Raw genomic sequence first — 22,719 nt, 5'->3', positions numbered from 1 at the left:
TTGGGTCTCCATGGCGGCGCACCTTATGGTAGGGGCGCCATTCATGGCGACCTGGCAAATTAATAACGTCTTAAATCGGGCACTCGCGCACAATCGGGTTTTGCGCGATCTCTTCCTGCAATACATGCAACATACTGTTGGCAATCTCCCGCTCGCCCATCACCACGCGATTGGCGCCACGCTCCATGATATAGGCCACTTCGTCGTCGTAATGCGCCCGGGCGATAATCTCAATATCTGCCCGCTTTTCGCGCGCGGCGGTAACAATTTCCCCGGCTTCATAGCCGTTGGGGATGGTCAGCAGCAGCCAGCGCGCGCAGTCAAGACGCGCTAAATCCATGGTATCGACTCGCGCCGCGTTGCCCAGCACGGCTTTGATGCCCTGTTCGCGCAGCGCTTCGACGCGCGGGCGCGAATTCTCCACCACCACCAGCGGCACATCAGCTTCCATCAGCTGCTGTCCCAGCAGGCTGCCAACGCGGCCGTAACCCACAATCACCGCATGATTGCAGATATCCACCGGAATCTGCTTCTCTTCTTCAATTGCCTCTTCCAGCGTCTGCTCTTCCATGGTCTCGGTTTTGTCGAGATAACGCTCCAGCACGGTAAACAGAATCGGGTTAAGCATGATGGAGAGAATCGCCGCCGCCAGCACCAGGTTGCGGCCTTCGTCGCTCAGCATACCGAGCGAAATCCCCAGTCCGGCGAGGATAAAAGCGAATTCGCCAATCTGCGCCAGGCTGACGGAGATGGTCAGCGCGGTGCGCCGCGAGTGGCCGAGCAGCGTGACCAGCAGCCAGGCGGCAATCGATTTACCCAGCACGATAATGGCCAGCGCACCCAGCACCGCCAGCGGTTGCTCCAGCAGGATCATCGGGTCGAACAGCATGCCGACCGAGACAAAAAACAGCACGGCAAACGCATCGCGCAGCGGCAGTGTGTCGTGTGCCGCCCGGTGGCTCAGCTCTGATTCATTCAGCACCATGCCGGCAAAAAAGGCGCCGAGGGCAAAGGAAACATCAAAGAATTCCACCGCGCCAAACGCGATACCCAGCGCCAGCGCCAGTACCGACAGCGTAAACAGCTCGCGTGAACCAGTGGCGGCGCTTTTGGCCAGAATCCACGGCACCACGCGGCGGCCGACCACCATCATCAGCACCATAAAGGCAGCGACTTTGCCGATGGTCAGTAACAGGTCCCACGCCAGCAGCGTCGGGCTGGCATTTCCCTGCTCCAGCATGCCGGCAATGGCCGGCAGCAGCACCAGCGTCAGCACCATCACCAGGTCTTCGACGATCAGCCAGCCGATGGCGATCTGCCCGCGCTGGCTATCAATCAGTTGACGCTCTTCCAGCGCGCGCAGCAGCACCACGGTACTGGCGGTAGAAAGACACAGGCCAAACACCAGGCCGGTCATCCATGACCAGCCCATCGCCCATGACAGACCCATTCCCAGCAGCGTGGCGACCGCGATCTGCGCGATGGCACCGGGAATGGCGATCGACTTTACCGACATCAAATCCTTAAGCGAGAAGTGCAGACCGACGCCGAACATCAGCAGAATAACGCCGAGTTCAGCCAGTTCGGGGGCCAGATTGGTATCCGCGACGAAGCCCGGGGTAAAAGGACCCGCCAGCACGCCGGCCAGCAGATAGCCGACCAGCGGCGAGATGCGCAGGCGATTCGCCAGCATACCAAGGAGAAATGCGAGGACCAGACCTCCGACAATGGTGGTGATCAACGGGGTAGTGTGATGCATGCCTGTCTCCTTGTGTGCAAATGTATCCGCTTGTAACAACCTAGTGTAATGCACAATCGTTCGCCGCGTTTAAACATTTGAGCGGTGAAAGACGAAAAAATTGAAAAAATGAGACAAAAACGCAGCCGAAGCGCTATTTTCCTCAGTTATCTCAGCATATCGGCAGGATTTATGCAGAATGGAGGGGGGCAGAGAAAAATAGTTGCCCCCCGAAAGGGCTCAGCGCTGCTGCTGATCAGGTAAGAAAGCGGTCAACAAGCCAATAAGTGGCAGCCAGGCGCAGATTTGATACACCCATTCGATACTGGTGTGGTCGGCTACTACGCCCAGAACCGCCGCGCCGAGGCCGCCCATGCCAAAAGCAAAACCGAAAAACAGCCCGGAAACCATACCGATACGCCCCGGCAGCAGCTCCTGGGCATAGACCAGAATGGCGGAAAACGCCGAGGCAAGGATCAGACCAATAATGACGCTCAGCACGCTGGTCCACATCAGGCTGGCGTGCGGTAACAGCAGGGTAAACGGCGCCACGCCGAGAATCGATCCCCAGATGACATATTTCCGTCCGATTTTATCGCCTATCGGCCCACCGATAATGGTGCCGGCGGCGACCGCGCCGAGAAAGGCAAACAGATGGAACTGCGAGGCCTGCACGGACAGCCCGAATTTGTGCATCAGATAGAAGGTGTAATAGCTGCTCAGGCTGGTGAGATAAAAGTACTTGGAGAATATCAGCAGCAGCAGAATGCCGATGGCCAGCGCCACTTTATTGCGCGGCAGGGGGTTACGCGGCCAGCTGGCAGCGCTGGCCTGCGTGGCGCGCTGCTGGTGGCTGTACCAGCGGCTCACCTGCAGCAGCACAATGATGCCGAGCAGCGCGGCCAGCATGAACCAGCTGAGATGGCCTTTGCCATAGGGCGCGACGATGATGGCGGCCAGCAGCGGCCCGAGTGCGCTGCCAAAGTTACCACCGACCTGAAACAGCGACTGAGCCAGCCCGTGGCGGCCGCCGGAGGCCATACGCGCCACGCGCGACGATTCCGGATGGAACACCGATGAGCCGCAGCCAACCAGCGCTGCGGCCAGCAGCACCTGCGGATAAGTGCTGGCGAAGGTCAGCAGCACCAGACCGAACAGGGTAAACCCCATCCCGACCGGCAGTGACCAGGGTTTCGGATATTTGTCGGTGTAATAGCCAATCAGCGGTTGTAATAATGAGGCCGTAACCTGGTACGTCAGCGTAATCAAACCAATTTGCACAAAGCTGAGGCTGAAATCTTTCTGCAGCAGCGGATAGATCGCCAGTAACAGCGATTGCAGCATATCGTTCAGCAGATGCGCGAGACTGATGGCACCAAGAATGCCAAAAGCGGTACGCCCGGTGCGCCGCGTCGGGGTTAACGTCTGTTCACTTGCCATAAAGATCCTGAAGGGGTGGGAATTTCGTTATCAGATTGTTACGTCATGCATGACTGTATTCGCCTTTGGCCTTGAGTTAAAGGGCGAACTGTGCGACACAGAAGGGCGAAAAAGCACATCAGGCGCACCGCCCGGTAAAAAACGCAGAATAAGGAGATCGGCTTTGTTGTTATCACCGCACAGAGGGCGCTGGCTGGCGCTGATTATGCTGCTGTTGCCGCTGCTGGCGCAGGCGTGGCAGCCGGACCGCAGCTATCGCTTCAGCATTTTGCACACCAACGATCATCACGGCCATTTCTGGGCCAACGCGCAGGGCGAATATGGTCTGGCCGCGCAAAAAACGCTAATGGATCAGCAGCGGTATGATGTGCAGGCGAAGGGCGGCGGCGCGCTGATTCTGTCGGCGGGCGACGTCAATACCGGCGTACCGGAATCGGATGTGCTGGACGCCGAGCCGGACATTCGCGGCATGAACCTCATCGGCTATGACGCGATGGCGCTCGGTAACCACGAATTCGACAAACCGCTCAGCGTGCTGCAAAAGCAGCAGAAATGGGCGAAGTTTCCGTTTCTTGCCGCCAACATTTATGCCAAAGGCAGCGATAAGCGCCTGTTTAAGCCGTGGGCGATATTCAATCGTATGGGGCTGAAAATTGCGGTGATCGGCCTGACCACCACTGATACGCTGCGCATCGCCAATCCGCAGAACGTGGCGCAGATCGAGATTCGCGATCCGGTGAAAGAGACGGAAAAAGCGGTGGCGGAACTGCGCGCCAGCGACAAGCCGGATGTGATTATCGCGCTGACGCACATGGGCCACTACGACGACGGGCAGCATGGCAGCAACGCACCGGGCGATGTGGAGCTGGCGCGCAGCCTGCCGCCGGGCACGGTTAATGTGATCGTCGGCGGTCATTCGCACGATGCAGTGTGCATGGCAAAAGAGAACGTCAGCGTGGCGGATTATCAGCCCGGACAGCCGTGCCAGCCGGATCGCCAGAACGGCGTGTGGATCGTGCAGGCGAAAGAGTGGGGAAAATTTGTCGGTCGCGGCGATTTCACCTTCCGCAACGGTGAGCTGACGCTGGATAACTATCAGCTGATTCCGGTCAACCTTAAGCACAAGGTGAAGAACCTTGATGGCAGCGAAACCTGGCTGCCGTATCAGGAAGCGATAGCGCAGAACGGCGCAATGATGAAGCTGCTGACGCCTTATCAGCTGCGCGCCGGCAAACAGCTGGCGGTCAACGTGGGTCGCAGCGACAGCGTGTTTGATGGCGACCGCAGCAAGGTGCGCTTTGAACAAATGCCGCTGGCTCAGCTGATCCTGCGTGCGCAGATGGCGGCTACTCAGGCCGACTTTGCCGTTATCAGCGGCGGCGGTATTCGTACTTCGCTGGCGCAGGGCGAGATCAGCTGGCGCGATCTGTTGCAGATCCAGCCGTTTGGCAATCAGGTGGTGTCCGTGACGCTGACGGGCAAAGAGCTGCTGAACTACCTGGCGACGGTGGCGAATATCAAAGCGGATTCCGGCGGTTTCGCGCAGTTCAGCAACATCAGCCTGGTGGCCGATGGCAAAAGCGTCAGCGCAGTGAAAATCAATGGCGAGCCGCTGCAGCTGGATAAAACCTATCGCATGGCCACCAACAGCTTTAACGCCAGCGGCGGCGACGGCTACCCGGTGATTGACGGCCATGCCGGTTTCCGCAACAGCGGTAAGCGCGATGCAGATGTGCTGCGCGATTATGTCAGCCAGCACTCACCGCTGCGCGTCGCCGATTATGCGCCACCGCAGATTGTGCACCTGACACCGCAGCAAGTTGAGGAGCGCGACAAAGCGCTGGAGAAGCAAAAGAAGCGCAGCTATCCGCAGATGATTCTGGCGTGGATTTGGCCGCGCGCGGCACACGAGTGACGATACGGGCGGCTGATCAGCCGCCCGTTCTCTTTCAGGCGCGGCAGGATTTCTGGCTCACCCAGCGCTGGCGCAGTTTATCCCATGCCCAGTTGTAAGCCATGGTGTAGGGCAGAAAGAACAGAAAGAACGCCACTTCCAGCAGGAAAGCGTCCAGCAGCGAAATATGCAACATCCACGCGGCAATCGGCAGGCCGATGAGGATAAAGCCGCCCTCAAAGCCGAGCGCATGCAGCGCGCGCAGGCCGAGACCGCGCTGGCGCTGCGGCGGGCAGAGACGGTCAAAGCCGCTGTTATAAATGATGTTCCACAGCATGGCGACGGTCGACAGCATAATCGCCAGCGCGCCCATCTGAAACAGCGGTTTATCCATGACCCAGGCGGCCAGCGGCGCAACCGTGACGATCGCTAACCCTTCAAAGCCTGCGGCATGACAAAAACGTTCTTTCAGTGAACGGGTACGCATATAAACCTCCTTTTGAGTAACGCCACGCATTTTCTCACTGCACAATGCTAAGATAAAATGATTACCTATCGATAAAAGCGATGGTTCAGCATGAAGTACTCACCAGAATCCCTTGAGGCATTTGTCCAGACCGTCGCCAGCGGCTCGTTTTCCGCAGCGGCGCGTGCGCTGGCAAAAAGTCAGTCCACCATCAGTAGCGCGGTGGCCAATCTCGAAGATGACTTAGGCTTTGCGCTGTTTGATCGCAGCGGACGCCAGCCGGTGCTGACCGCTCAGGGCCAGCGCGCGCTGGCGCAGGTGCAGCAAATTCTTGCTGCCAGCCAGCGGCTGGATGAACTGGCGGTGCGGCTGTCGCAGGGCGTTGAGCCGCGCCTCAGCCTGGCCATTTCCGACTTCTGGCAGGCCGATCACCATGAAAATCTGCTGACGCGCTTTGAGGCACGCTATCCGGATATCGAGTTTGAATGCATGATTGCGGAAGATGAGGATGTGCTGGATTTACTGCAGGCCGGGCGCGTACATCTTGGCGTGGTGCGCGCGCAGCCGCGTTTGCCGCCGGATCTGGCGGTGGCGCGACTGCAGGTTGAAGCGCAAATGGCGATTTTCCTGCATCAGGATCACCCGCTGGCAGCCCGTTCGCAGGTGAGCGAGGCACAGCTGGGCGAATTGCGTCAGCTGCGGCTCAATACCTGGGTGGAAACCCGCCAGCCGCTGCCGGCCGGCCGCACCTGGTCGGCACCAACCTATCTTTTATTGCTGGAGATGGCGGAGCAGGGGTTTGGCTGGAGCGTACTGCCGCGCTGGCTGGTGCAGCAGTTTGGTCATCAGGTCTTGCGCGAGCTGCCGGTGCCGGGCTGGCCGCAGCATATTGCGGTGGATGTTATCTGGTCGCGGCGCAATCCGCCGGGCCCGGCCGGGCGCTGGATGATCGACCAGCTGTGCGCGCAGCAGCCTGATTAATCGCGGCGCGCCACGTCAGCCAGCGTGGCATCCAGCAACCGTGCCAGATCCTGCGCGGCCAGTTCGATATCCAGCCCGCGCTTGCCGCCGGAAATAAAGATGGTCGGGAATTCGCTGGCCTGCTGATCGATCACCGTCGGCAGCCGCTTTTTCTGCCCCAGCGGACTGATGCCACCCACCAGATAGCCGGTGACGCGCTGCGCCAGTTGCGGATCGGCCATGTCGGCTTTCTTCGCCCCCAGCGCTTTGGCGACTTTTTTCAAATCCAGCTGTGAGGAGACCGGCGTCACCGCCACTGCCAGCGCTTTGCCATCACCGTTAAGCGCCACCAGCAGGGTTTTAAACACCTGGCGCGCATCCAGGTTGAGCTTGCGCACCGCCTCGTCACCGAAGTGGGTTTCATGGCTGTCATGCTCGTAGGGATGCAGGGTAAAAGCGACCTGTTGTTTTTCCAGCAGTTTTACGGCGGGTGTCATAATCAATCCTTGCTACGAAAATTCTTATCTCGGTTTGCGTGAAAGTACTGGCGAAAATCTGAACTTTGCGCGAAAATTGGCCGGCGCCAGTCACCCTGGCGATAACCAAAATCATAAACAAATTCCTCTTTGACGGGCCGATAGCAATATTGGCCTTCTTTTTTTATGCCTTCAGCAGCTGCGGCAAATTGTCTTCGCCGTAGAGATGCAGTGCACCGACCGCCACCACATAGCGCCCGCGCGGCAACGCCAGCAGCAGCTCGCGCCAGTGCTGATTACGGTTGCGCATCAGAGTATCGTTCAGTTCACTGCTGAACGTAGTCGGCAGCGCCACCGGCTGACTGGCGGGCGGCGCATCCAGCCACCAGCTGATCATGGTTTGCAGCAGTCGCGCGTTGGTGTGCCAGTGTTCCAGCGTATCCAGCAGCAGCGCCAGGCCATCCTGCGGTAGTGATTTCAGCAACGCGATCTGCGTTTCCGGCCCTTCCAGCTCAATAATGCGTTTTCCTGCCGCCTGCGCTGCCTGCAGCAGCTGATAGTCAATACCGTACTGCGGTCGCAGCCCCAGCCGCTGCGCCTGCTGCGCCTGCAGCATCAGCGCAATTTGCCAGAACGGCAGGCTATCAAACAGCGCGATGTTCAGTGACAGCTCATCGCACAGCGCCGTCAGCTGCTGCAGCGTCTCTGGCGTCAGCCGCGTTGCCAGCGGCGGATATGCTTCACCCTCACTAAACGGTGAACTGCCGCGGGTAATATCCGCCTCTACCACCAGCGCATCGGCTTTCTGCAGCTGGCGCAGCAAGCCGGCCGGCAGCGGTTGCATATCGCGCGTGCCCATATGAATACTGCCAGCCAGATGCAGACGGCGGTCTCCGAGTCTGATATCCATGGCGGGCCAGCTGTAGCTGGCGGGGAACAGGCTGCTGGCCAGCTGTTGCAGGCGGTGCCACACACTGCGTCTCATGCCTTGTCCTTTTTAAGTCAAAAATCCATGCTAGCGATTTCGCTCAGCGAAAGACAGGGCAGAGGTTGCTATTGCCGCTGCGCCGGTTTAAAGCGCAGCAAACGGTTAGCATTGCTCACCACGGTGATCGACGACAGCGCCATGGCGGCACCGGCGACGATGGGGCTGAGCAGCACGCCGGTAAACGGATAGAGTACGCCGGCAGCAATCGGAATGCCCAGGCTGTTATAGACAAAGGCACCCAGCAGATTCTGCCGCATATTGCGCAGCGTGGCGTTGGCCATCGCCAGCGCGTCGGCCACGCAGTGCAGATCGTTGCGCATCAGCGCCATCGCCGCGGTTTCAACCGCCACATCGCTGCCGCCGCCCATGGCGATCCCCACATCCGCCTGCGCCAGCGCCGGGGCGTCGTTGATGCCATCGCCCACCATCACCACGCTGCACCCCTGCTGTTGCAGCTGCGCAATCGCCTGCGCTTTACCGTCCGGCAGCACGCCGGCGATCACCTCATCGATACCCGCTTCGGCAGCGATGGCTTCGGCAGTGGTCTGATGGTCACCGGTCAGCATGATCAGACGATAGCCCAACTGATGCAGCCGCTGTAGCGCCGCACGGCTCTCCGGACGCAGCTGGTCACGCAGGGCGATCAGGCCCAGCAGCTGCTGTTGATCCGCCAGCAGCACCGGCGTGGCGCCCTGCGCGGCGAGCCGCGCGATATCCTGCTGTGCGGCGCGCAGGTCGATGTGCTGCTCTTCCAGCAGCGCCGCATTGCCCAGCAGCAGCGTTCTGTCAGCGACAGTAGCACTCACGCCTTTGCCACGTATTGTACGAAATTGCGCAACGCGGGCATCACTGACGGTCGGTGCGGCGGCGACGATCGCCTTCGCCAGCGGATGCCCCGATCCCAGCTCCAGCTGGGCGGCCGCCTGCAATACCTGCTGACGATCCCAGTCGCTGTACAGCAGCACCTCGCTGACCTGCGGCGTACCCTGGGTCAGGGTGCCGGTTTTATCAAACACAATGGTGTCGACTTCACTGGCCCGCTGCAGCGCATCGGCATCGCGCACCAGCACGCCCAGCTCGGCAGCGCGGCCGACGCCCGCAATCACCGACATCGGCGTGGCTAAGCCCAGCGCACAAGGACAGGCGATAATCAACACCGTGGTGACAATCACCAGCGTATAGGCCAGCTGCGGCTGCGGCCCGATAAAATACCAGACCGCTCCGCTGAGCAGGGCAATCGCCACCACCACCGGCACAAACACCGCCGAGATGCGATCGGCCAGCCGGCCCATTTCCGGCTTGCTGCTCTGCGCCTGACGCACCAGATTGATGATACGGGCCAGCGTGGTATGGCTGCCGGTGGCGCGGGCGGTGAACTGTAGCGATCCGTCCTGCACCAGCGTCCCGGCATAAATCTTATCGCCAGGACGGCGCGACTGCGGCAGCGCTTCGCCGGTGAGCATTGCTTCGTCAAGCCAGGCTTCGCCGCGGCTGACTTCGCCGTCCACCGGTACGCGATCGCCGGTGACCAGTTTGAGCGTCATGCCCGGTGTGATTTCGCTCAGCGGCAGCGGCTTTTCCCCTTCGGCAGTGATCACGCAGGCCTGCGCCGGGGTTAAATCCAGCAGCCGCTCCAGCGCCTGTGAGGCGCGCTGGCGCGCGCGCTGTTCCAGCGCATGGCCGAGGTTAATCAGGCCGATGATCATCACGCTGGCTTCAAAATAAAGGTGGCGCGCCTGCGGCGGGAAAAATGCCGGCCACAGCGCGACGCTCATTGAGTAGATCCAGGCCGCACCAGTACCGAGCGCCACCAGCGTGTCCATGGTGGCGGTAGCATGACGCAGGCTGCGCCACGCGCTGCGATAGAAGTGGCCGCCGGCAAGCGCCATCACCGCCAGCGTGACGGCACCGAGCACGCGCCAGAGCGTCTGATTGCTGTCGTTTAGCATCATGTGATCACCGAGCATGCCCCAGACCATCATCGGCACGCCGACGATCAGCGCCAGCGCCGCCTGCCAGCTAAAGCGGCGCATCGCCTGCTGTGCGCTGACCTGCTGGCGCTCGCGCCGGGTTTGTTCATCTTCGATCACTTCCGCAGAATAACCTGCCTCGTCTACGGCGCTGACCAGCGCTGAGGGTACGGCATCGCCCAGCACCAGCGCGCTGCGCTCACCCAGATTGACGCGCGCCTGGCTCACGCCGGGCACTTTCTGTAACGCCTGCTCGACGCGACTGACACAGCTGGCGCAGCTCATCCCGCCTATCAGCAGATGGTGCACCGCAAGATTCTCTTCTGCCGGCTGCGACTCCGTTGTCAGCGCCTCCGGCTGCGGCTCCTGAGCTGGCAACGGATCAGGCTTTGGGCTGGACGCCTCATTTTTCAGCGTGGCGTGATAACCAGCCTGCTCAACAGTGGCAATCAGATCGCTGGCGCTGGCTGCGCCGGTGACGCGCGCTTCCTGCTGCGTTACCTCGGCCTGTTCCACATCGCTGCGCTGCTCCAGCGCCTCTTTAACGCGTTTAACACAGTGGCCACAGGACAAGCCGTCCAGAGCCAGTAATTGTGTGTGTGACATCATCAACTCCTCGTTTATCAGGTTTGACTCGCTGCAAGGTTTGCATTAGTTATAAAGCCTAAACCTTCCATTCAGGGGAAGGTCAAGGGGCAGAGATGAACATTAGCGATGTAGCAAAAAAAACCGGGCTGACCAGCAAAGCGATTCGTTTTTACGAACAGAAAGGGGTGGTTACGCCGCCGTTACGCAGTGACAACGGCTATCGCAGTTATGGCGCGCACCACCTGGATGAGCTCAATTTTCTGCGCCAGGCGCGGCAGGTGGGCTTCACGCTCGAGGAGTGTCGCGAACTGGTCGCGCTGTTTAATAACCCGGCGCGCCACAGTGCCGATGTTAAAGCGCGCACCCTGCAGAAGGCGGATGAGATCGCGGCGCATATTGAAGAGCTGCACGCGATGCGCGCGCGTCTGCTGGAACTGGCTGCAGCCTGCCCGGGCGATGACGGTGCCGAATGTCCTATCATCAATCACCTGGCGGGCTGCGGTCATCAGGAGGGCGGCAAACGCGGCTGAATCAGCAGCGTGATGCCTGACACGCCGGTCACGATCACCGGCGTGCCCGCTGGCAAATCTTCCTGCGCCTGCACGCGCCAGCTGCTGTCACCAATGCGCACATGACCGACGCCGTCTTTTAGCGCACTGTCTAACGTCAGGTGCTGGCCAATCAGCTGGCTGCCGCGCTGATTAAGTGTATTCGGCTGCTGCGCACTTTCGCGAAAGCGCATCCAGCGATACCAGAAAAACACGCACAGCAGCGTCAGGGCGGCGAACAACATGCCCTGGCTGGTCCACGAGAACGGAAACAGCCACTCAATGATCCCGACCAGCACCGCCGCCACGCCGCTCCACAGCAGGTAACCGCTGGTGCCGAGCATCTCCGCTGCCAGCAGTAAACCGCCCAGCGTGAGCCAGAACCAGTGCGGATGCGCAATCAGCTCCATCAGCATCACGGTTTGCGCTCCTGACGGCTCTCTTTCAGCAGCTCGCTGATACCGGCCACCGAGCCGAGCAGGCTGCTGGCGTCGAGCGGCATCATCACCACTTTACTGTTATTCGCTTCGCCAATTTTTTGCAGGGCATCGGTGTATTTCTGCGCCACGAAGTAGTTAATCGCCTGAATATCTCCGGCAGAGATAGCTTCTGACACCATCCGCGTGGCGTTGGCCTCGGCTTCGGCCTGACGCTCGCGCGCTTCCGCCTGCAAAAAGGCGGAGGTACGTTCGCCTTCCGCTTTAAGGATTTGCGACTGCTTATCGCCCTCGGCGCGCAGGATGGCCGCCTGGCGTACGCCTTCGGCGGCGAGGATATCGGCGCGTTTGGTACGCTCGGCTTTCATCTGCGCGTTCATGGCCGCTATCAGTTCCTGCGGCGGGCGCACGTCGCGGATTTCAATACGGGTGATTTTTACCCCCCACGGATTGGTCGCTTCATCAACAATGTGCAGCAGGCGGGTATTAATGTTATCGCGCTGCGACAGCATCTCATCCAGCTCCATACCACCGAGCACGGTGCGGATATTGGTCATGGTGAGGTTGATGATGGCCAGCTCAAGATTGCTGACTTCATAAGCGGCGCGCGCCGAATCCACCACCTGAATAAAGCACACTGCATCAATGGTGACGTTGGCGTTATCTTTGGAGATGATCTCCTGCGAGGGAATATCGAGGACCTGCTCCATCATATTGATCCGGCGACCAATACGATCCATGAACGGCACGACTAAATTCAGGCCGGGCGGCAACGTTTTGGTGTAGCGGCCAAAGCGCTCCACCGTCCACTGGTAGCCCTGTGGCACAATTTTGACACCGGCCCACACGGTAACCAGCGCGAGCACGATGATGACGGGAATCACTGTTAACATATAACCTCCTGGCTGTCAGATTGTCGGGCCGAGTCGCTTCGGCCCGTTTACCGCGCGGTACCGGTCAGTACAGCAGCGAGTAGAGCTGGCGACGATAGCGCGAGGCGAGGGCATCGCCGGTGCCGAGGGCCGCCAGAATCTCCTGGAACATTTTGCGCACTTCGCCATCACCGGCGCTGAGATCGCGCTTCAGAAAACCTAACAACAGCTCGAGCGCTTCTTCATTGCGGCCCACCTGATGCAGCTGTAACGCAAGTTTAGCAGCCAGACCGGCGTTGTCCGGTTCGCTTGCCATCTGCTCCTGCAGCTGCTGGATCTCCGGCGTGTCGGCGGCCTGTTTCAGCAGGTCGATTTGCGAAATCAGGCTCTGATAGCGCGTATCCTGATCCTGCAATGGCACCACAGCCAGCACCGCTTCGGCTTCTTCGCTGCGGTTCAGGGTAATCAGGACTTCTGCCAGCAGAAAACCGATTTCACTGTTCTGATTGCTCAGCTGCCAGGCGTCTTTCAGCAGCGGTAGCGCATCCAGCGGCTTGCCTTCCTGCATCAGCTGCATCGCCTGCTGCGCCTTTAACTCCTCTTCACGCGGCAGGACTTTCTCCAGCAGCGCGCGAATTGCTTCTTCCGGCTGCGGGCCCTGGAAGCCATCGACCGGCTGGCCGTTCTGGAACAGGTAGACGGTCGGCAGAGAGCGCAGACCAAACTGCGATGCCACCAGCTGCTCTTTATCGCAATCCAGTTTCGCCAGAATAAACTGGCCTGCGTACTCCTGTGCCAGACGCTCCAGCACCGGCGTCAGCTGCTGGCAGTGCTGGCTGCGCTCCGACCAGAAGTAGAACAGTACAGGCAGCTGCATCGATTGCTCCAGCGTCTGCTGCAGGTTGGATTCGTTGATGTCGATAATCAAAGCGTGTGACATGAATACGTCTCTTGGCAGAAAGTGTGTTGAGGATATGGGGGCAAACGCCCCGGCTTCAAGTTCAATTCCGGCTTGCAGTTTAGTTACTGCGTAAAATGCGATCCAGCATCCAGCCCGGCAGCAGTCGTTTAAGCAGACTCATCGCCCAGGCGACCAGCGTCACCGGATAGCGCAGGCGCGGATGTTTACTCTCCAGCGCATGCCGCAGTTTCGGCAGAATCGCCTCCGGCGGCAGGCTAAAGCGCGCGGCGATACCGGGGTTGCGCACGGGCTTGTCGCGTTCGCCCTGCTGCACGTTTTCGGTAAAGCGGGTGGTAATCGGGCCTGGCTCAATCAGGCTGACGCGCACGCCGCTGTGGCGCACTTCCATGCGCAGCGCATCGCTCCACGCCTCCAGCGCCCATTTACTGGCGGCATAAGCGCCGCGGCCCGGCGTGGAAATCAGGCCGAGCACCGAGCTGGTGTTGATAATCCGCCCGTCGCCGCTATTTTGCAGCGCCGGCAACAGGCGCAGCGTCAGCTGGTGGGTGCCGAAAAAGTTGGTGGAGAATTGCTGCTCCAGCTGCTGACGCGACACGCTGGTCAGCGGACCGTACTGGCCGAAGCCGCCGTTATTGAACAGCCCGTGCAGGCAGTGATCGGTGAGGGCCAGCACGCGATCGGCGGCGGCATCCACGCTGGCCGGATCGTCAAGATCCAGCAGGATGCCGGTGAAGCCGAGCTCATCCATGCGCGCCACATCGTCAGCGCGGCGACAGGCGGCCAGCACGCGATAGCCGCGCGCCAGCAGATCGTTGGCCGCCACCAGACCGATGCCGCTGGAGCAGCCGGTAATTAATACGGACTTTTGCATATCTTTACCTGTCATTGGGCACGTCGCGGCGTTAATCATGCTTAACTAGCGGAGCCAGTTGCTCAGCCATCAGGTTGGCGATGAACGGCTGCGCATCCGGATTGGGGTGAATACCGTCCTGCTGCATCCACTCCGGCTTCAGATAAACCTGCTCCATAAAGAACGGTACCAGCGGAATATGATACTGCTGCGCGAGGCGCGGATAGAGCGCGCTGAACGCGTCGGTGTAGCGTCGGCCATAATTAGCCGGCAGACGAATTTGCATCAGCAGCGGCTGGGCGTTAGCGGCTTTGACCTGATCGATAATTTTACTCAGATCCTGCGCGATGTTTTGCGGCGGGAAGCCGCGCAGCCCATCGTTACCGCCCAATTCGATTAACACCCACTGCGGCTGATGCTGTTTTAATAGGCCCGGCAACCGCGCCAGCCCCTGACCGGCGGTATCACCGCTGATGCTGGCGTTAACCACTTTGGGCTGCTGTTGCCAGGTTTTGTCGAGCAGGCTCGGCCAGGCTGCGGTGGCGGACATGCGATAGCCGGCACTCAGGCTATCGCCGAGAATCAGCAGGGTATCGGCGGCGGCGATGCGCGACACCAGCAGCAGCAATAACAACAGGAAGGAATAATGCCAGCGGAAAACATTGTTGCAGTTCATCATCTTACTAAGTCCGTCGGTCAGGGAGAGCATCAGCTGACCATCCTTACCGGAGTTGAGCTGGTTGTCAAACCAGCCGAGACGCTGGCGCTGATCGGCGAGTCGGGATCCGGGAAATCCACCCTGCTGGGCATTCTCGCCGGACTGGATGATGGCAGCAGCGGCGAAGTGCATCTGCTGGGCCAGCCGCTTCATCAGATGAACGAAGAGCAGCGCGCCGCGCTGCGCGCGCGTGAGGTCGGCTTTGTGTTTCAGTCCTTTATGCTGGTGCCCACGCTCAACGCGCTGGAGAACGTGCAGCTTCCTGCACTGCTGCGCGGAGACAGCGATCGCGACAGTCGCGCGCAGGCCACTGAATTACTGACGCAGCTCGGACTAAAAGATCGTCTGCACCATCTGCCGGCCCAGCTCTCCGGCGGCGAACAGCAGCGCGTGGCGCTGGCACGCGCCTTCAGCGGCCGTCCCGGCCTGCTGTTTGCCGATGAGCCGACCGGTAACCTCGATCGCAAAACCGGCGATCGCATCGCCGATCTGCTGTTTTCGCTCAACCGCGATTTCGCCACCACGCTGATTCTGGTGACGCACGATGAGCAGCTGGCGGCACGCTGCGATCGTCGCCTGCGGCTGCGCGACGGCAAGCTGTGGGAGGAAGCATGATCTGGCGCTGGTTCTGGCGCGAGTGGCGTTCGCCCTCGCTGCTGATTGTCTGGCTGGCGCTGACGCTGGCGGTGGCCTGCGTGCTGGCGCTGGGCTCCATCAGCGATCGCATGGAGAAAGGGCTGAGCCAGCAGAGCCGTGACTTTATGGCCGGCGACCGCACGCTGCGCAGCAGTAAACCGGCACCGGATGCGTGGCTGGACAAAGCGCGCGAAGAGGGGCTGGCGGTCAGCCGGCAGCTCAGCTTTATGACCATGACCTTTGCGCAGGAGACGCCGCAGCTGGCCGATGTCAAAGCGGTCGATGATGCGTACCCGATGTTCGGCACCCTGCAGACGGATCCGCCCGGCCTGCGTCCGGTGGCTGGAACGGTGCTGGCCGCGCCGCGTCTGCTGGCGCTGCTTAACCTGAAGGTCGGTGACCGCATTGACGTGGGCGATACCACGCTGCGCATTGCCGGCGAAGTGATTCAGGAGCCGGACGGCGGATTTAATCCGTTTCAGACGGCGCCACGTTTGCTGATGAACCTTGCTGACGTGGAGAAAACCGGCGCGATCCAGCCTGGTAGCCGGCTGAGCTGGCGCTATAAGTTTTCCGGCGAGGCGGCACCGCTGGCGCGCTATGATCGCTGGATTCAGCCGCAATTGCAGGCCGGCGAGCGCTGGATCAGCGTGGAAAATTCCGAGGATGCGCTGGGCCGCTCAATGCAGCGTGCGCAGCAGTTTCTGTTGCTCTCGGCGCTGTTAACCCTGCTGCTGGCGATTGCCGCAGTGGCGGTCGCCATGAGTCATTACTGCCGCAGCCGTTACGATTTGGTGGCAGTGCTGAAAACGCTGGGCGCCACGCGTAAATCGCTGCAGCGGCTGATTATCGGTCAGTGGCTGGCCGTACTGCTGCTGGCTGCCATCGCCGGCAGTGCGCTGGGGCAGGGCATTGAAGTCGCGCTGCTGCTGATGCTCAAACCGGTGCTGCCCGCCGCTTTACCGGCTGCCAGCGTCTGGCCGTGGCTGTGGGCGATTGGCGCGCTGGTGGTGATCTCGCTGCTGGTCGGGTTGCGTCCATACCGTCTGCTGATGGCCACACAGCCGCTGCGCGTGCTGCGTCGTGATGCGGTAGCCTCGCTGTGGCCGCTGCGTATTTATCTGCCGGTGATGGCGCTGGTGGTGGTAGCGCTCCTTGCGCTGCTGATGGGCGGCAGCAAAATGCTGTGGGCGCTGCTGGCTGGCGTGGTGATGCTGGCACTGCTGCTGGCGCTGCTCGGCTGGGGCACGCTCCTGCTGCTGCGCAGACTGGTGGTGCGTAATCTGGCGCTGCGCCTGGCGATCAACCGTCTGCTGCGTCAGCCCGCCATGACGCTCAGCCAGCTGGCGGCGTTTTCGCTCTCCTTTATGCTGCTGGCGTTATTGCTGGTGATGCGCGGCGATCTGCTCGATCGCTGGCAGCAGCAATTACCGGCGGATGCGCCCAACTATTTTCTGCTCAATCTGACCCAGCAGCAGGTGCCGCAGGTAGACGAGTTCCTGCGGCAGCATCAGGTTAACGCCGGAACCTTCTATCCGATCGTGCGGGCAAGGCTCACTGAGCTGAACGGCAAGCCAGCCGATCCCAACATGGATAACGCGCTGAATCGCGAGCTTAATCTGACGTGGCAGACGGAGCGTCCGGACCATAATCCGCTGGTGGCCGGCAGCTGGCCGCCGAAAGCCGGTGAAGTCTCAATGGAGGTCGAGCTGGCCGACCGTCTGGGCGTCAGGCTCGGCGACAGGCTGACATTTAGCGGCGATACGCAGCAGTTCAGCGCGACGATCACCAGTCTGCGCAAGGTCGACTGGGAGAGCCTGCGGCCAAACTTCTTCTTTATCTTCCCGCCGGGCGCGCTCGATCAGCAGCCACAAACCTGGCTGACCAGCTTCCGCATGGCGAACGATCCCGCGCTGCTGGCGCAGCTCAACCGCGCGTTCCCGACGCTGAGCCTGCTGGATGTCGGCAGCATGCTGAAGCAGATTGGACAGGTGCTGGCGCAGGTGAGCCAGGCGCTGGAGATCATGGTGATCCTGGTGACGGTTTGCGGTGTGTTACTGCTGCTGGCGCAGATCCAGGTCGGCATGCGCCAGCGCCGGCAGGAGCTGGTGGTGTATCGCACGCTCGGTGCCAGCCAGCGCCTGCTGCGCGGCACGCTATGGTGTGAGTTTGCGCTGCTTGGCGTGGTCGCCGGAATCGCGGCGGCGCTGGGGGCGGAAGCGGCACTGTGGGGACTTCAGCGTAAGATTTTTGATTTCCCGTGGCAGCCGGACTGGACGCTGTGGCTGGCGCTGCCGCTGTGTGGCGCGGCATTGCTGTCGCTTTGCGGCGGCTGGCTGGGTGTCCGCTTACTGAAGGGGAAAGCGCTGTTCAGGCGGTTTGATGCTGCCTGATGCCCTCACCCCAGCCCTCTCCCACGGGAGAGGGAGCCGATCGAGCCCGTATGCGTGATTTTGCACTTCAGGACGTTAAGGTGAGCGTTAAACAGAAAATCGCAGCGCATGATTCCCTCTCCCACGGGAGAGGGGGCCGATCGAGCCCGTATGAGTGATTCTGCACTTCAGAACGTTCAGGTGAGCGTCAAACTTAAAGATCGCACCGTATAATCCCCTCTCCCTGTGGGAGAGGGCAAGGGTGAGGGGAATACCGCGGAACTACAGCTTCGCCACGGCCCACGCAATGCCGCTCGCATAGGCGTCAGGCAGCAGCGGTACCAGCGCATTGAGTGCGGCGGTGAGGCGTGCCGGATCGCTGTCGGTCAGATTCAGGTGGCCGACCTTACGTCCGGCGCGGACTTCTTTGTCGTACCAGTGCAGATGCACCAGTGGCTGCTGCAGCCAGTCGGTATTGAGGTCGGTGCCAATCAGGTTGACCATCACCGACGGCGCAAACACCACCGGCTGCGGCAGCGGCAGACCGAGCACCGCACGCAGGTGCAGTTCAAACTGGCTGATTGAGGCGCCATTCTGCGTCCAGTGGCCGCTGTTGTGCACGCGCGGTGCCAGCTCATTGATCAGCAAGCCCTGCGGTGTGACGAAACACTCCATCGCCATCACGCCCACATACTTCAGCTCATGCATGATCGCGCTCAGCATCGCTTCTGCCTGCTGCTGTTGCGCGGCATCAGCCTGCGGGAAGGCAACGCTGGTACGCAGAATGCCGTCCTGATGCAGGTTGTGCGTCAGCGGATAAAACACCGTGCGGCCATCGTGCCCGCGCGCGCCCACCAGCGAGACTTCACCGCTGAAGTTAATACCCTGCTCAACGATGCACTCGCCGTAGCACTCATCCGGCAGCGTTGCGGTTTCGTCGGCGCGCAGGCGCCACTGGCCGCGGCCGTCGTAGCCGCCGGTGCGGCGCTTGACGATCGCCAGCTCGCCCAGCGTGCTGAATACCGCCGGCCACTCGCTTTTCTCAGCCAGTAACTGCCACGGCGCGGTTGCCAGGTTGAGCTGGTCGAGCAGCTGCTTTTGCGTCAGGCGATCGGCGAGGCGCGGAAAAATATCGCGGTTGACGAACGCCGGATGGTTAGCCAGCTCGCGCGTCAGCGCGGTTTCCGGCCAGCGCTCGATTTCCGCGGTGATTACGCTTTGCGCGATCGGCAGTGCCGACGGCTCCGCGTCCAGCCCGACCGGATACACGGCGATGCCCAGCGGCTCGCCGGCCTGGCGCAGCATGCGGCCCAGCTGACCGTTGCCGAGTACGCAAACTGGCTTCATGCGTCCTCCCGCGGATCCGGATTATTCAGCACCTCATCGGTCTGGCTCTGACGCCAGGCGGCCAGGCGTGCAGCCAGATCGCGATCGTGAATCGCCAGGATCTGCGCCGCCAGCAGTGCGGCGTTGGCGGCACCGGCTTTACCGATGGCCAGCGTACCGACCGGAATGCCGCGCGGCATCTGCACGATGGAGTAGAGGCTGTCCACGCCGCTCAGCGCTGCGCTCTGTACCGGTACGCCCAGCACCGGCAGCAGGGTTTTCGCCGCCAGCATGCCTGGCAGGTGCGCCGCACCGCCGGCACCGGCGATGATCACCTGAAAACCGTTGTCGGCTGCGCGCTCTGCGAAGCTGAACAGCTTATCTGGCGTACGGTGCGCAGAGACCACTTCAACGTGGAACGGGACATCCAGGCTGTTAAGGATTTCCTCGGCGAACTGCATGGTAGCCCAGTCACTTTTGGAACCCATGACGATGGCGATACGGGCCGGGGCGGCGTTGGATGACATGCGGTCAACTCCTGTGAATAATCAAACGAACCTGGCCGGGCGGGCAGGTAAAGAAGGGCACAGAGAATAGCACGAGACAGCGGCAAGGAAAACGGTTGCGTAGGCGGAAAACCGGCATTTCCGCCGCAAACAATCAGAAAGGAAATTCGATCAACTGCACGCCCTGTGCGTCCAGCTGAATCATCGATCCGCGCTCATGCCACGCGCCCAGCACCGCGCGTTGCGCAGGCGTGCCGGCGAGCTCGAACTGATGAATCGCCGGACGATGGGTGTGGCCGTGAATCAGGATCGGCACCTGCTGGCGCGTCATCGCCGCGGCTACCGCCTGCGGGTTGACGTCCATGATGCTCAGTGACTTGTGCTGGTTGGCCTGCTGACTGTCGGCCCGCATCCGCGCAGCGATGCGCATGCGCAGACGCAACGGCAGCGCGAGAAACAGCCGCTGCAGCCAGCGCTGATGCACTTTGGCGCGAAAACGCTGATAACCGTGATCGTCAGTACACAGCGTGTCGCCGTGCATCATCAGCACGCGCTGACCATAGCGCTCCAGCACCTGCTCTTCGGGCAGCAGCGTCATGCCGCTGGCGCGGGCAAACTGTTGACCTAACAGGAAGTCGCGATTGCCGTGAATGAAGAATTTGGGCACCGGCAGGGCACGCAGGGCGTCGGCGATCTGCTGATGCAGCGGATTAGGATCGTCATCGCCAATCCAGGCTTCAAACAGATCGCCGAGGATATAAAGCGCATCACACTGCTGCGCTTCCCGCTGCAAAAAATGCAGAAAACCGGCAGTGATTGCCGGTTCTTCCTGACACAGATGTAAATCTGCGATAAACAGCGTGCGCGACATTACTCGCTGACGGTCACTTTCTGGATGATCACGTCATCAACCGGCACGTCCTGGTGCATGCCGCTGCGGCCGGTTTTCACTGCTTTGATTTTTTCGACCACGTCCATGCCTTCAACCACTTCAGCAAACACGCAGTAACCCCAGCCCTGCAGGCTTTCGTCACGGAAGTTCAGGAAGTCGTTATCGGCAACGTTGATGAAGAACTGTGCGGTAGCCGAGTGAGGCGCCTGGGTACGCGCCATCGCCAGCGTGCCTTTGGTGTTTTTCAGGCCGTTGTTGGCTTCGTTGCGGATGTCTGCTTTGGTGGCTTTCTGCTTCATGCCCGGCTCGAAACCGCCGCCCTGAATCATGAAACCGTTGATCACGCGGTGAAAAATGGTGTTGTCGTAGAAACCTTCACGGCAGTAGTCCAGGAAGTTCTGTACGGTAGCCGGCGCTTTGTCATCGAAGGTTTTGATTACGATATCGCCATGGTTCGTCTGGAAAGTGACCATTATATTCGTCCTGTGGAGGTTGTCGTCAGTATCAACTGCCGCACCGGCAAGGCGGCGGGGCATTTTTGTAGACGCCTCTTATATCACAATTTCCAATAACGCGTCAGTAAGGCAACGGCAGTTGCGAAGCGAGCGATGCACAAGTCGGAAAAATACGGCACAATAACCGGCTACATCAAGAAGGCGTATCCCGCACACGTAAACAACGGAATCGTTCAATGCTAAAGATCTATAACACCCTGAGTCGCCAGAAAGAGGAATTTAAACCCATTCATGCCGGTGAAATCGGTATGTACGTGTGTGGAATCACGGTTTACGACCTCTGTCATATCGGCCATGGGCGTACCTTTGTGGCATTCGACGTGGTCGCGCGTTACCTGCGTTACGTGGGCTATAAGCTGAAATACGTGCGTAATATCACCGATATCGATGACAAGATCATTAAACGTGCCAACGAAAACGGGGAAAGCATTGAAACGCTGACCAACCGGATGATCGCCGAAATGCACAAAGATTTTGCCGCGCTGGGTATTCTGCCGCCGGATCTCGAGCCGCGCGCCACGCGCCACATCGCGGAGATCATCGAACTGGTCGGCAAACTGATCGATCGCGGTCATGCCTACGTGGCGGATAACGGCGACGTGATGTTTGATGTGCTGAGCGATAAAGATTACGGCGCGCTGTCGCGTCAGGATCTCGAACAGCTGCAGGCCGGCGCGCGCGTGGAAGTGGCGGAAGTGAAGCGCAACCCGATGGACTTTGTGCTGTGGAAAATGTCCAAAGCCGATGAGCCGGCGTGGAACTCACCGTGGGGCAATGGCCGTCCGGGCTGGCACATTGAGTGTTCGGCGATGAACTGCAAACAGCTTGGCACCCATTTCGACATCCACGGCGGCGGTTCAGACCTGATGTTCCCGCACCATGAAAACGAAGTGGCGCAGTCGACCTGTGCGCACGATGGCCCGTACGTGAACTACTGGATGCACTCCGGCATGGTGATGGTTGACCGGGAAAAGATGTCGAAATCGCTCGGCAACTTCTTTACCGTGCGCGATGTGCTGCAGCACTACGATGCGGAAACCGTGCGCTATTTCCTGATGTCCGGCCACTATCGCAGCCAGCTTAACTATGGCGAAGATAACCTGAATCAGGCACGCGCGGCGCTGGAGCGCCTTTACACCGCGCTGCGCCATACCGATGCCAGCGCGACGCCGGCTGGCGGTGAGGCGTTTGAAGCCCGCTTCCGTACCGCCATGGACGATGATTTCAACACGCCGGAAGCTTACTCGGTGTTGTTTGATATGGCGCGTGAAGTCAATCGCCTGAAGGGGGAAGATAAAGCCGCCGCCGATGCGCTGGCCGCGAAACTGCGTCAGCTGGCCGATGTGCTGGGCATTCTGCAGCAGGATCCGGAGCAGTTCCTGCAGAGTGGCGCACAGGTGAATGCCGATGAAGTGGCGGAGATTGAACACTGGGTGAAAACCCGCGCCGATGCGCGTGCCGCGAAAGACTGGGCGCAGGCGGACATCGCACGTGACAAGCTGAACGAGCTGGGCGTTATCGTGGAAGATGGCCCTCAGGGGTCAAGCTGGCGCCGTAAATAACAAAAAGGGCGAACTGCGGTTCGCCCTTTTTTATACGGCTAAC

21 protein-coding genes are annotated in these 22,719 nt (G+C 60.4%); 6 read left to right on the top strand and 15 right to left on the bottom strand.

Annotation, left to right across the window (positions count from 1 at the left end):
- Nucleotides 1-70: 70 nt before the first annotated feature.
- Nucleotides 71-1,759: a YbaL family putative K(+) efflux transporter gene (gene ybaL / locus OXR61_RS05970; RefSeq protein WP_021508650.1), complete on the bottom strand. Its 1,689-nt coding sequence runs from the start codon at nt 1,757-1,759 to the stop codon at nt 71-73.
- Between the two features lie 219 nt (nt 1,760-1,978).
- Nucleotides 1,979-3,178 (bottom strand): MFS transporter, encoded by a 1,200-nt coding sequence (locus tag OXR61_RS05965; RefSeq protein WP_262264324.1) that lies wholly within the window; start codon nt 3,176-3,178, stop codon nt 1,979-1,981.
- Nucleotides 3,179-3,341: 163 nt separating this feature from the next.
- Between OXR61_RS05965 and ushA the strand changes: the two genes are divergently transcribed.
- Nucleotides 3,342-5,093 (top strand): bifunctional UDP-sugar hydrolase/5'-nucleotidase UshA, encoded by a 1,752-nt coding sequence (gene ushA / locus OXR61_RS05960; protein ID WP_021508648.1) that lies wholly within the window; start codon nt 3,342-3,344, stop codon nt 5,091-5,093.
- 34 nt (nt 5,094-5,127) lie between these two features.
- Here the strand turns inward: ushA and OXR61_RS05955 are convergent, their stop codons facing one another.
- The gene (locus tag OXR61_RS05955; RefSeq protein ID WP_021508647.1) at nt 5,128-5,559 is read right to left on the bottom strand and encodes a multidrug/biocide efflux PACE transporter; all 432 of its coding nucleotides are present in this window, start codon (nt 5,557-5,559) and stop codon (nt 5,128-5,130) included.
- A 90-nt stretch (nt 5,560-5,649) separates the two neighbouring features.
- Between OXR61_RS05955 and OXR61_RS05950 the strand changes: the two genes are divergently transcribed.
- A complete protein-coding gene (locus tag OXR61_RS05950) occupies nt 5,650-6,519 on the top strand; it encodes a LysR family transcriptional regulator (protein WP_021508646.1) in 870 nt (289 codons plus the stop codon).
- Here OXR61_RS05950 and ybaK read toward each other — a convergent pair.
- The 3 genes from ybaK to copA form a co-directional block, all read right to left on the bottom strand.
- Nucleotides 6,516-6,995 carry a Cys-tRNA(Pro)/Cys-tRNA(Cys) deacylase YbaK gene (gene ybaK / locus OXR61_RS05945; protein ID WP_021508645.1) on the bottom strand — a complete coding sequence of 160 codons (480 nt, stop codon included), beginning with the start codon at nt 6,993-6,995 and terminating at the stop codon, nt 6,516-6,518. The two genes, OXR61_RS05950 and ybaK, sit on opposite strands and share 4 nt — an antisense overlap.
- 163 nt (nt 6,996-7,158) lie before the next feature.
- Nucleotides 7,159-7,959 carry a TraB/GumN family protein gene (locus OXR61_RS05940; RefSeq protein WP_021508644.1) on the bottom strand — a complete coding sequence of 267 codons (801 nt, stop codon included), beginning with the start codon at nt 7,957-7,959 and terminating at the stop codon, nt 7,159-7,161.
- Nucleotides 7,960-8,027: 68 nt separating this feature from the next.
- Nucleotides 8,028-10,538, bottom strand: a complete 2,511-nt coding sequence (gene copA, locus OXR61_RS05935) for a copper-exporting P-type ATPase CopA (protein ID WP_021508643.1) — start codon at nt 10,536-10,538, stop codon at nt 8,028-8,030.
- A gap of 95 nt (nt 10,539-10,633) precedes the next feature.
- Between copA and cueR the strand changes: the two genes are divergently transcribed.
- Nucleotides 10,634-11,050 carry a Cu(I)-responsive transcriptional regulator gene (gene cueR, locus OXR61_RS05930; RefSeq protein ID WP_021508642.1) on the top strand — a complete coding sequence of 139 codons (417 nt, stop codon included), beginning with the start codon at nt 10,634-10,636 and terminating at the stop codon, nt 11,048-11,050.
- Here cueR and OXR61_RS05925 read toward each other — a convergent pair.
- The 5 genes from OXR61_RS05925 to tesA all read right to left on the bottom strand — a co-directional run bounded on the left by OXR61_RS05925 (nt 11,026) and on the right by tesA (nt 14,828).
- Nucleotides 11,026-11,484 (bottom strand): NfeD family protein, encoded by a 459-nt coding sequence (locus tag OXR61_RS05925; protein WP_021508641.1) that lies wholly within the window; start codon nt 11,482-11,484, stop codon nt 11,026-11,028. The two genes, cueR and OXR61_RS05925, sit on opposite strands and share 25 nt — an antisense overlap.
- Complete coding sequence (locus OXR61_RS05920; protein WP_021508640.1) at nt 11,484-12,398, bottom strand: SPFH domain-containing protein; 915 nt, start codon at nt 12,396-12,398, stop codon at nt 11,484-11,486. The genes OXR61_RS05925 and OXR61_RS05920 overlap by 1 nt, the downstream gene beginning before the upstream one ends.
- Before the next feature lie 64 nt (nt 12,399-12,462).
- Complete coding sequence (locus OXR61_RS05915) at nt 12,463-13,317, bottom strand: co-chaperone YbbN (protein WP_021508639.1); 855 nt, start codon at nt 13,315-13,317, stop codon at nt 12,463-12,465.
- Between the two features lie 79 nt (nt 13,318-13,396).
- Nucleotides 13,397-14,170: an SDR family oxidoreductase gene (locus OXR61_RS05910; protein WP_021508638.1), complete on the bottom strand. Its 774-nt coding sequence runs from the start codon at nt 14,168-14,170 to the stop codon at nt 13,397-13,399.
- 31 nt (nt 14,171-14,201) lie between these two features.
- A complete protein-coding gene (gene tesA / locus OXR61_RS05905) occupies nt 14,202-14,828 on the bottom strand; it encodes a multifunctional acyl-CoA thioesterase I/protease I/lysophospholipase L1 (protein WP_021508637.1) in 627 nt (208 codons plus the stop codon).
- Here tesA and ybbA point away from each other — a divergent pair.
- Complete coding sequence (gene ybbA / locus OXR61_RS05900) at nt 14,796-15,482, top strand: putative ABC transporter ATP-binding protein YbbA (protein ID WP_021508636.1); 687 nt, start codon at nt 14,796-14,798, stop codon at nt 15,480-15,482. The two genes, tesA and ybbA, sit on opposite strands and share 33 nt — an antisense overlap.
- Nucleotides 15,479-17,896 (top strand): putative ABC transporter permease subunit YbbP, encoded by a 2,418-nt coding sequence (gene ybbP / locus OXR61_RS05895; RefSeq protein WP_021508635.1) that lies wholly within the window; start codon nt 15,479-15,481, stop codon nt 17,894-17,896. The genes ybbA and ybbP overlap by 4 nt, the downstream gene beginning before the upstream one ends.
- A 261-nt stretch (nt 17,897-18,157) precedes the next feature.
- Here the strand turns inward: ybbP and purK are convergent, their stop codons facing one another.
- The 4 genes from purK to ppiB form a co-directional block, all read right to left on the bottom strand.
- The gene (gene purK, locus OXR61_RS05890) at nt 18,158-19,222 is read right to left on the bottom strand and encodes a 5-(carboxyamino)imidazole ribonucleotide synthase (protein ID WP_021508634.1); all 1,065 of its coding nucleotides are present in this window, start codon (nt 19,220-19,222) and stop codon (nt 18,158-18,160) included.
- Nucleotides 19,219-19,728: a 5-(carboxyamino)imidazole ribonucleotide mutase gene (gene purE, locus OXR61_RS05885; RefSeq protein WP_021508633.1), complete on the bottom strand. Its 510-nt coding sequence runs from the start codon at nt 19,726-19,728 to the stop codon at nt 19,219-19,221. The genes purK and purE overlap by 4 nt, the downstream gene beginning before the upstream one ends.
- A gap of 133 nt (nt 19,729-19,861) precedes the next feature.
- On the bottom strand, nt 19,862-20,578 hold the full coding sequence (locus OXR61_RS05880; RefSeq protein ID WP_021508632.1) for a UDP-2,3-diacylglucosamine diphosphatase: 717 nt from the start codon (nt 20,576-20,578) through the stop codon (nt 19,862-19,864).
- Entirely contained in the window at nt 20,578-21,072 is a 495-nt protein-coding gene (gene ppiB / locus OXR61_RS05875) for a peptidylprolyl isomerase B (protein ID WP_021508631.1), read from the bottom strand. The genes OXR61_RS05880 and ppiB overlap by 1 nt, the downstream gene beginning before the upstream one ends.
- A 218-nt stretch (nt 21,073-21,290) precedes the next feature.
- On the opposite strand from ppiB, the gene cysS reads away from it, so the two are divergent.
- Nucleotides 21,291-22,676, top strand: coding sequence for a cysteine--tRNA ligase (gene cysS / locus OXR61_RS05870; protein ID WP_021508630.1), 1,386 nt, complete (start codon nt 21,291-21,293; stop codon nt 22,674-22,676).
- The last annotated feature ends 43 nt before the right edge of the window (nt 22,677-22,719 follow it).

Origin of the sequence: Pantoea sp. GM_Pan_4, from assembly GCF_026541005.1 — a bacterium.
GTDB lineage: Bacteria > Pseudomonadota > Gammaproteobacteria > Enterobacterales > Enterobacteriaceae > Pantoea > Pantoea dispersa.
The sequence above is the reverse complement of the archived record's forward strand: the minus strand, read 5'-3'. Positions and strand labels throughout refer to the sequence as shown.

Coding starts and splice junctions, on each gene's coding strand:
- ybaL (WP_021508650.1), bottom strand. CDS start 1,759: ATGCATCACACTACCCCGTTGATCACCACCATTGTCGGAGGTCTGGTC.
- OXR61_RS05965 (WP_262264324.1), bottom strand. CDS start 3,178: ATGGCAAGTGAACAGACGTTAACCCCGACGCGGCGCACCGGGCGTACC.
- OXR61_RS05955 (WP_021508647.1), bottom strand. CDS start 5,559: ATGCGTACCCGTTCACTGAAAGAACGTTTTTGTCATGCCGCAGGCTTT.
- OXR61_RS05950 (WP_021508646.1), top strand. CDS start 5,650: ATGAAGTACTCACCAGAATCCCTTGAGGCATTTGTCCAGACCGTCGCC.
- ybaK (WP_021508645.1), bottom strand. CDS start 6,995: ATGACACCCGCCGTAAAACTGCTGGAAAAACAACAGGTCGCTTTTACC.
- OXR61_RS05940 (WP_021508644.1), bottom strand. CDS start 7,959: ATGAGACGCAGTGTGTGGCACCGCCTGCAACAGCTGGCCAGCAGCCTG.
- copA (WP_021508643.1), bottom strand. CDS start 10,538: ATGTCACACACACAATTACTGGCTCTGGACGGCTTGTCCTGTGGCCAC.
- cueR (WP_021508642.1), top strand. CDS start 10,634: ATGAACATTAGCGATGTAGCAAAAAAAACCGGGCTGACCAGCAAAGCG.
- OXR61_RS05925 (WP_021508641.1), bottom strand. CDS start 11,484: ATGCTGATGGAGCTGATTGCGCATCCGCACTGGTTCTGGCTCACGCTG.
- OXR61_RS05920 (WP_021508640.1), bottom strand. CDS start 12,398: ATGTTAACAGTGATTCCCGTCATCATCGTGCTCGCGCTGGTTACCGTG.
- OXR61_RS05915 (WP_021508639.1), bottom strand. CDS start 13,317: ATGTCACACGCTTTGATTATCGACATCAACGAATCCAACCTGCAGCAG.
- OXR61_RS05910 (WP_021508638.1), bottom strand. CDS start 14,170: ATGCAAAAGTCCGTATTAATTACCGGCTGCTCCAGCGGCATCGGTCTG.
- ybbA (WP_021508636.1), top strand. CDS start 14,796: ATGCCAGCGGAAAACATTGTTGCAGTTCATCATCTTACTAAGTCCGTC.
- tesA (WP_021508637.1), bottom strand. CDS start 14,828: ATGATGAACTGCAACAATGTTTTCCGCTGGCATTATTCCTTCCTGTTG.
- ybbP (WP_021508635.1), top strand. CDS start 15,479: ATGATCTGGCGCTGGTTCTGGCGCGAGTGGCGTTCGCCCTCGCTGCTG.
- purK (WP_021508634.1), bottom strand. CDS start 19,222: ATGAAGCCAGTTTGCGTACTCGGCAACGGTCAGCTGGGCCGCATGCTG.
- purE (WP_021508633.1), bottom strand. CDS start 19,728: ATGTCATCCAACGCCGCCCCGGCCCGTATCGCCATCGTCATGGGTTCC.
- OXR61_RS05880 (WP_021508632.1), bottom strand. CDS start 20,578: ATGTCGCGCACGCTGTTTATCGCAGATTTACATCTGTGTCAGGAAGAA.
- ppiB (WP_021508631.1), bottom strand. CDS start 21,072: ATGGTCACTTTCCAGACGAACCATGGCGATATCGTAATCAAAACCTTC.
- cysS (WP_021508630.1), top strand. CDS start 21,291: ATGCTAAAGATCTATAACACCCTGAGTCGCCAGAAAGAGGAATTTAAA.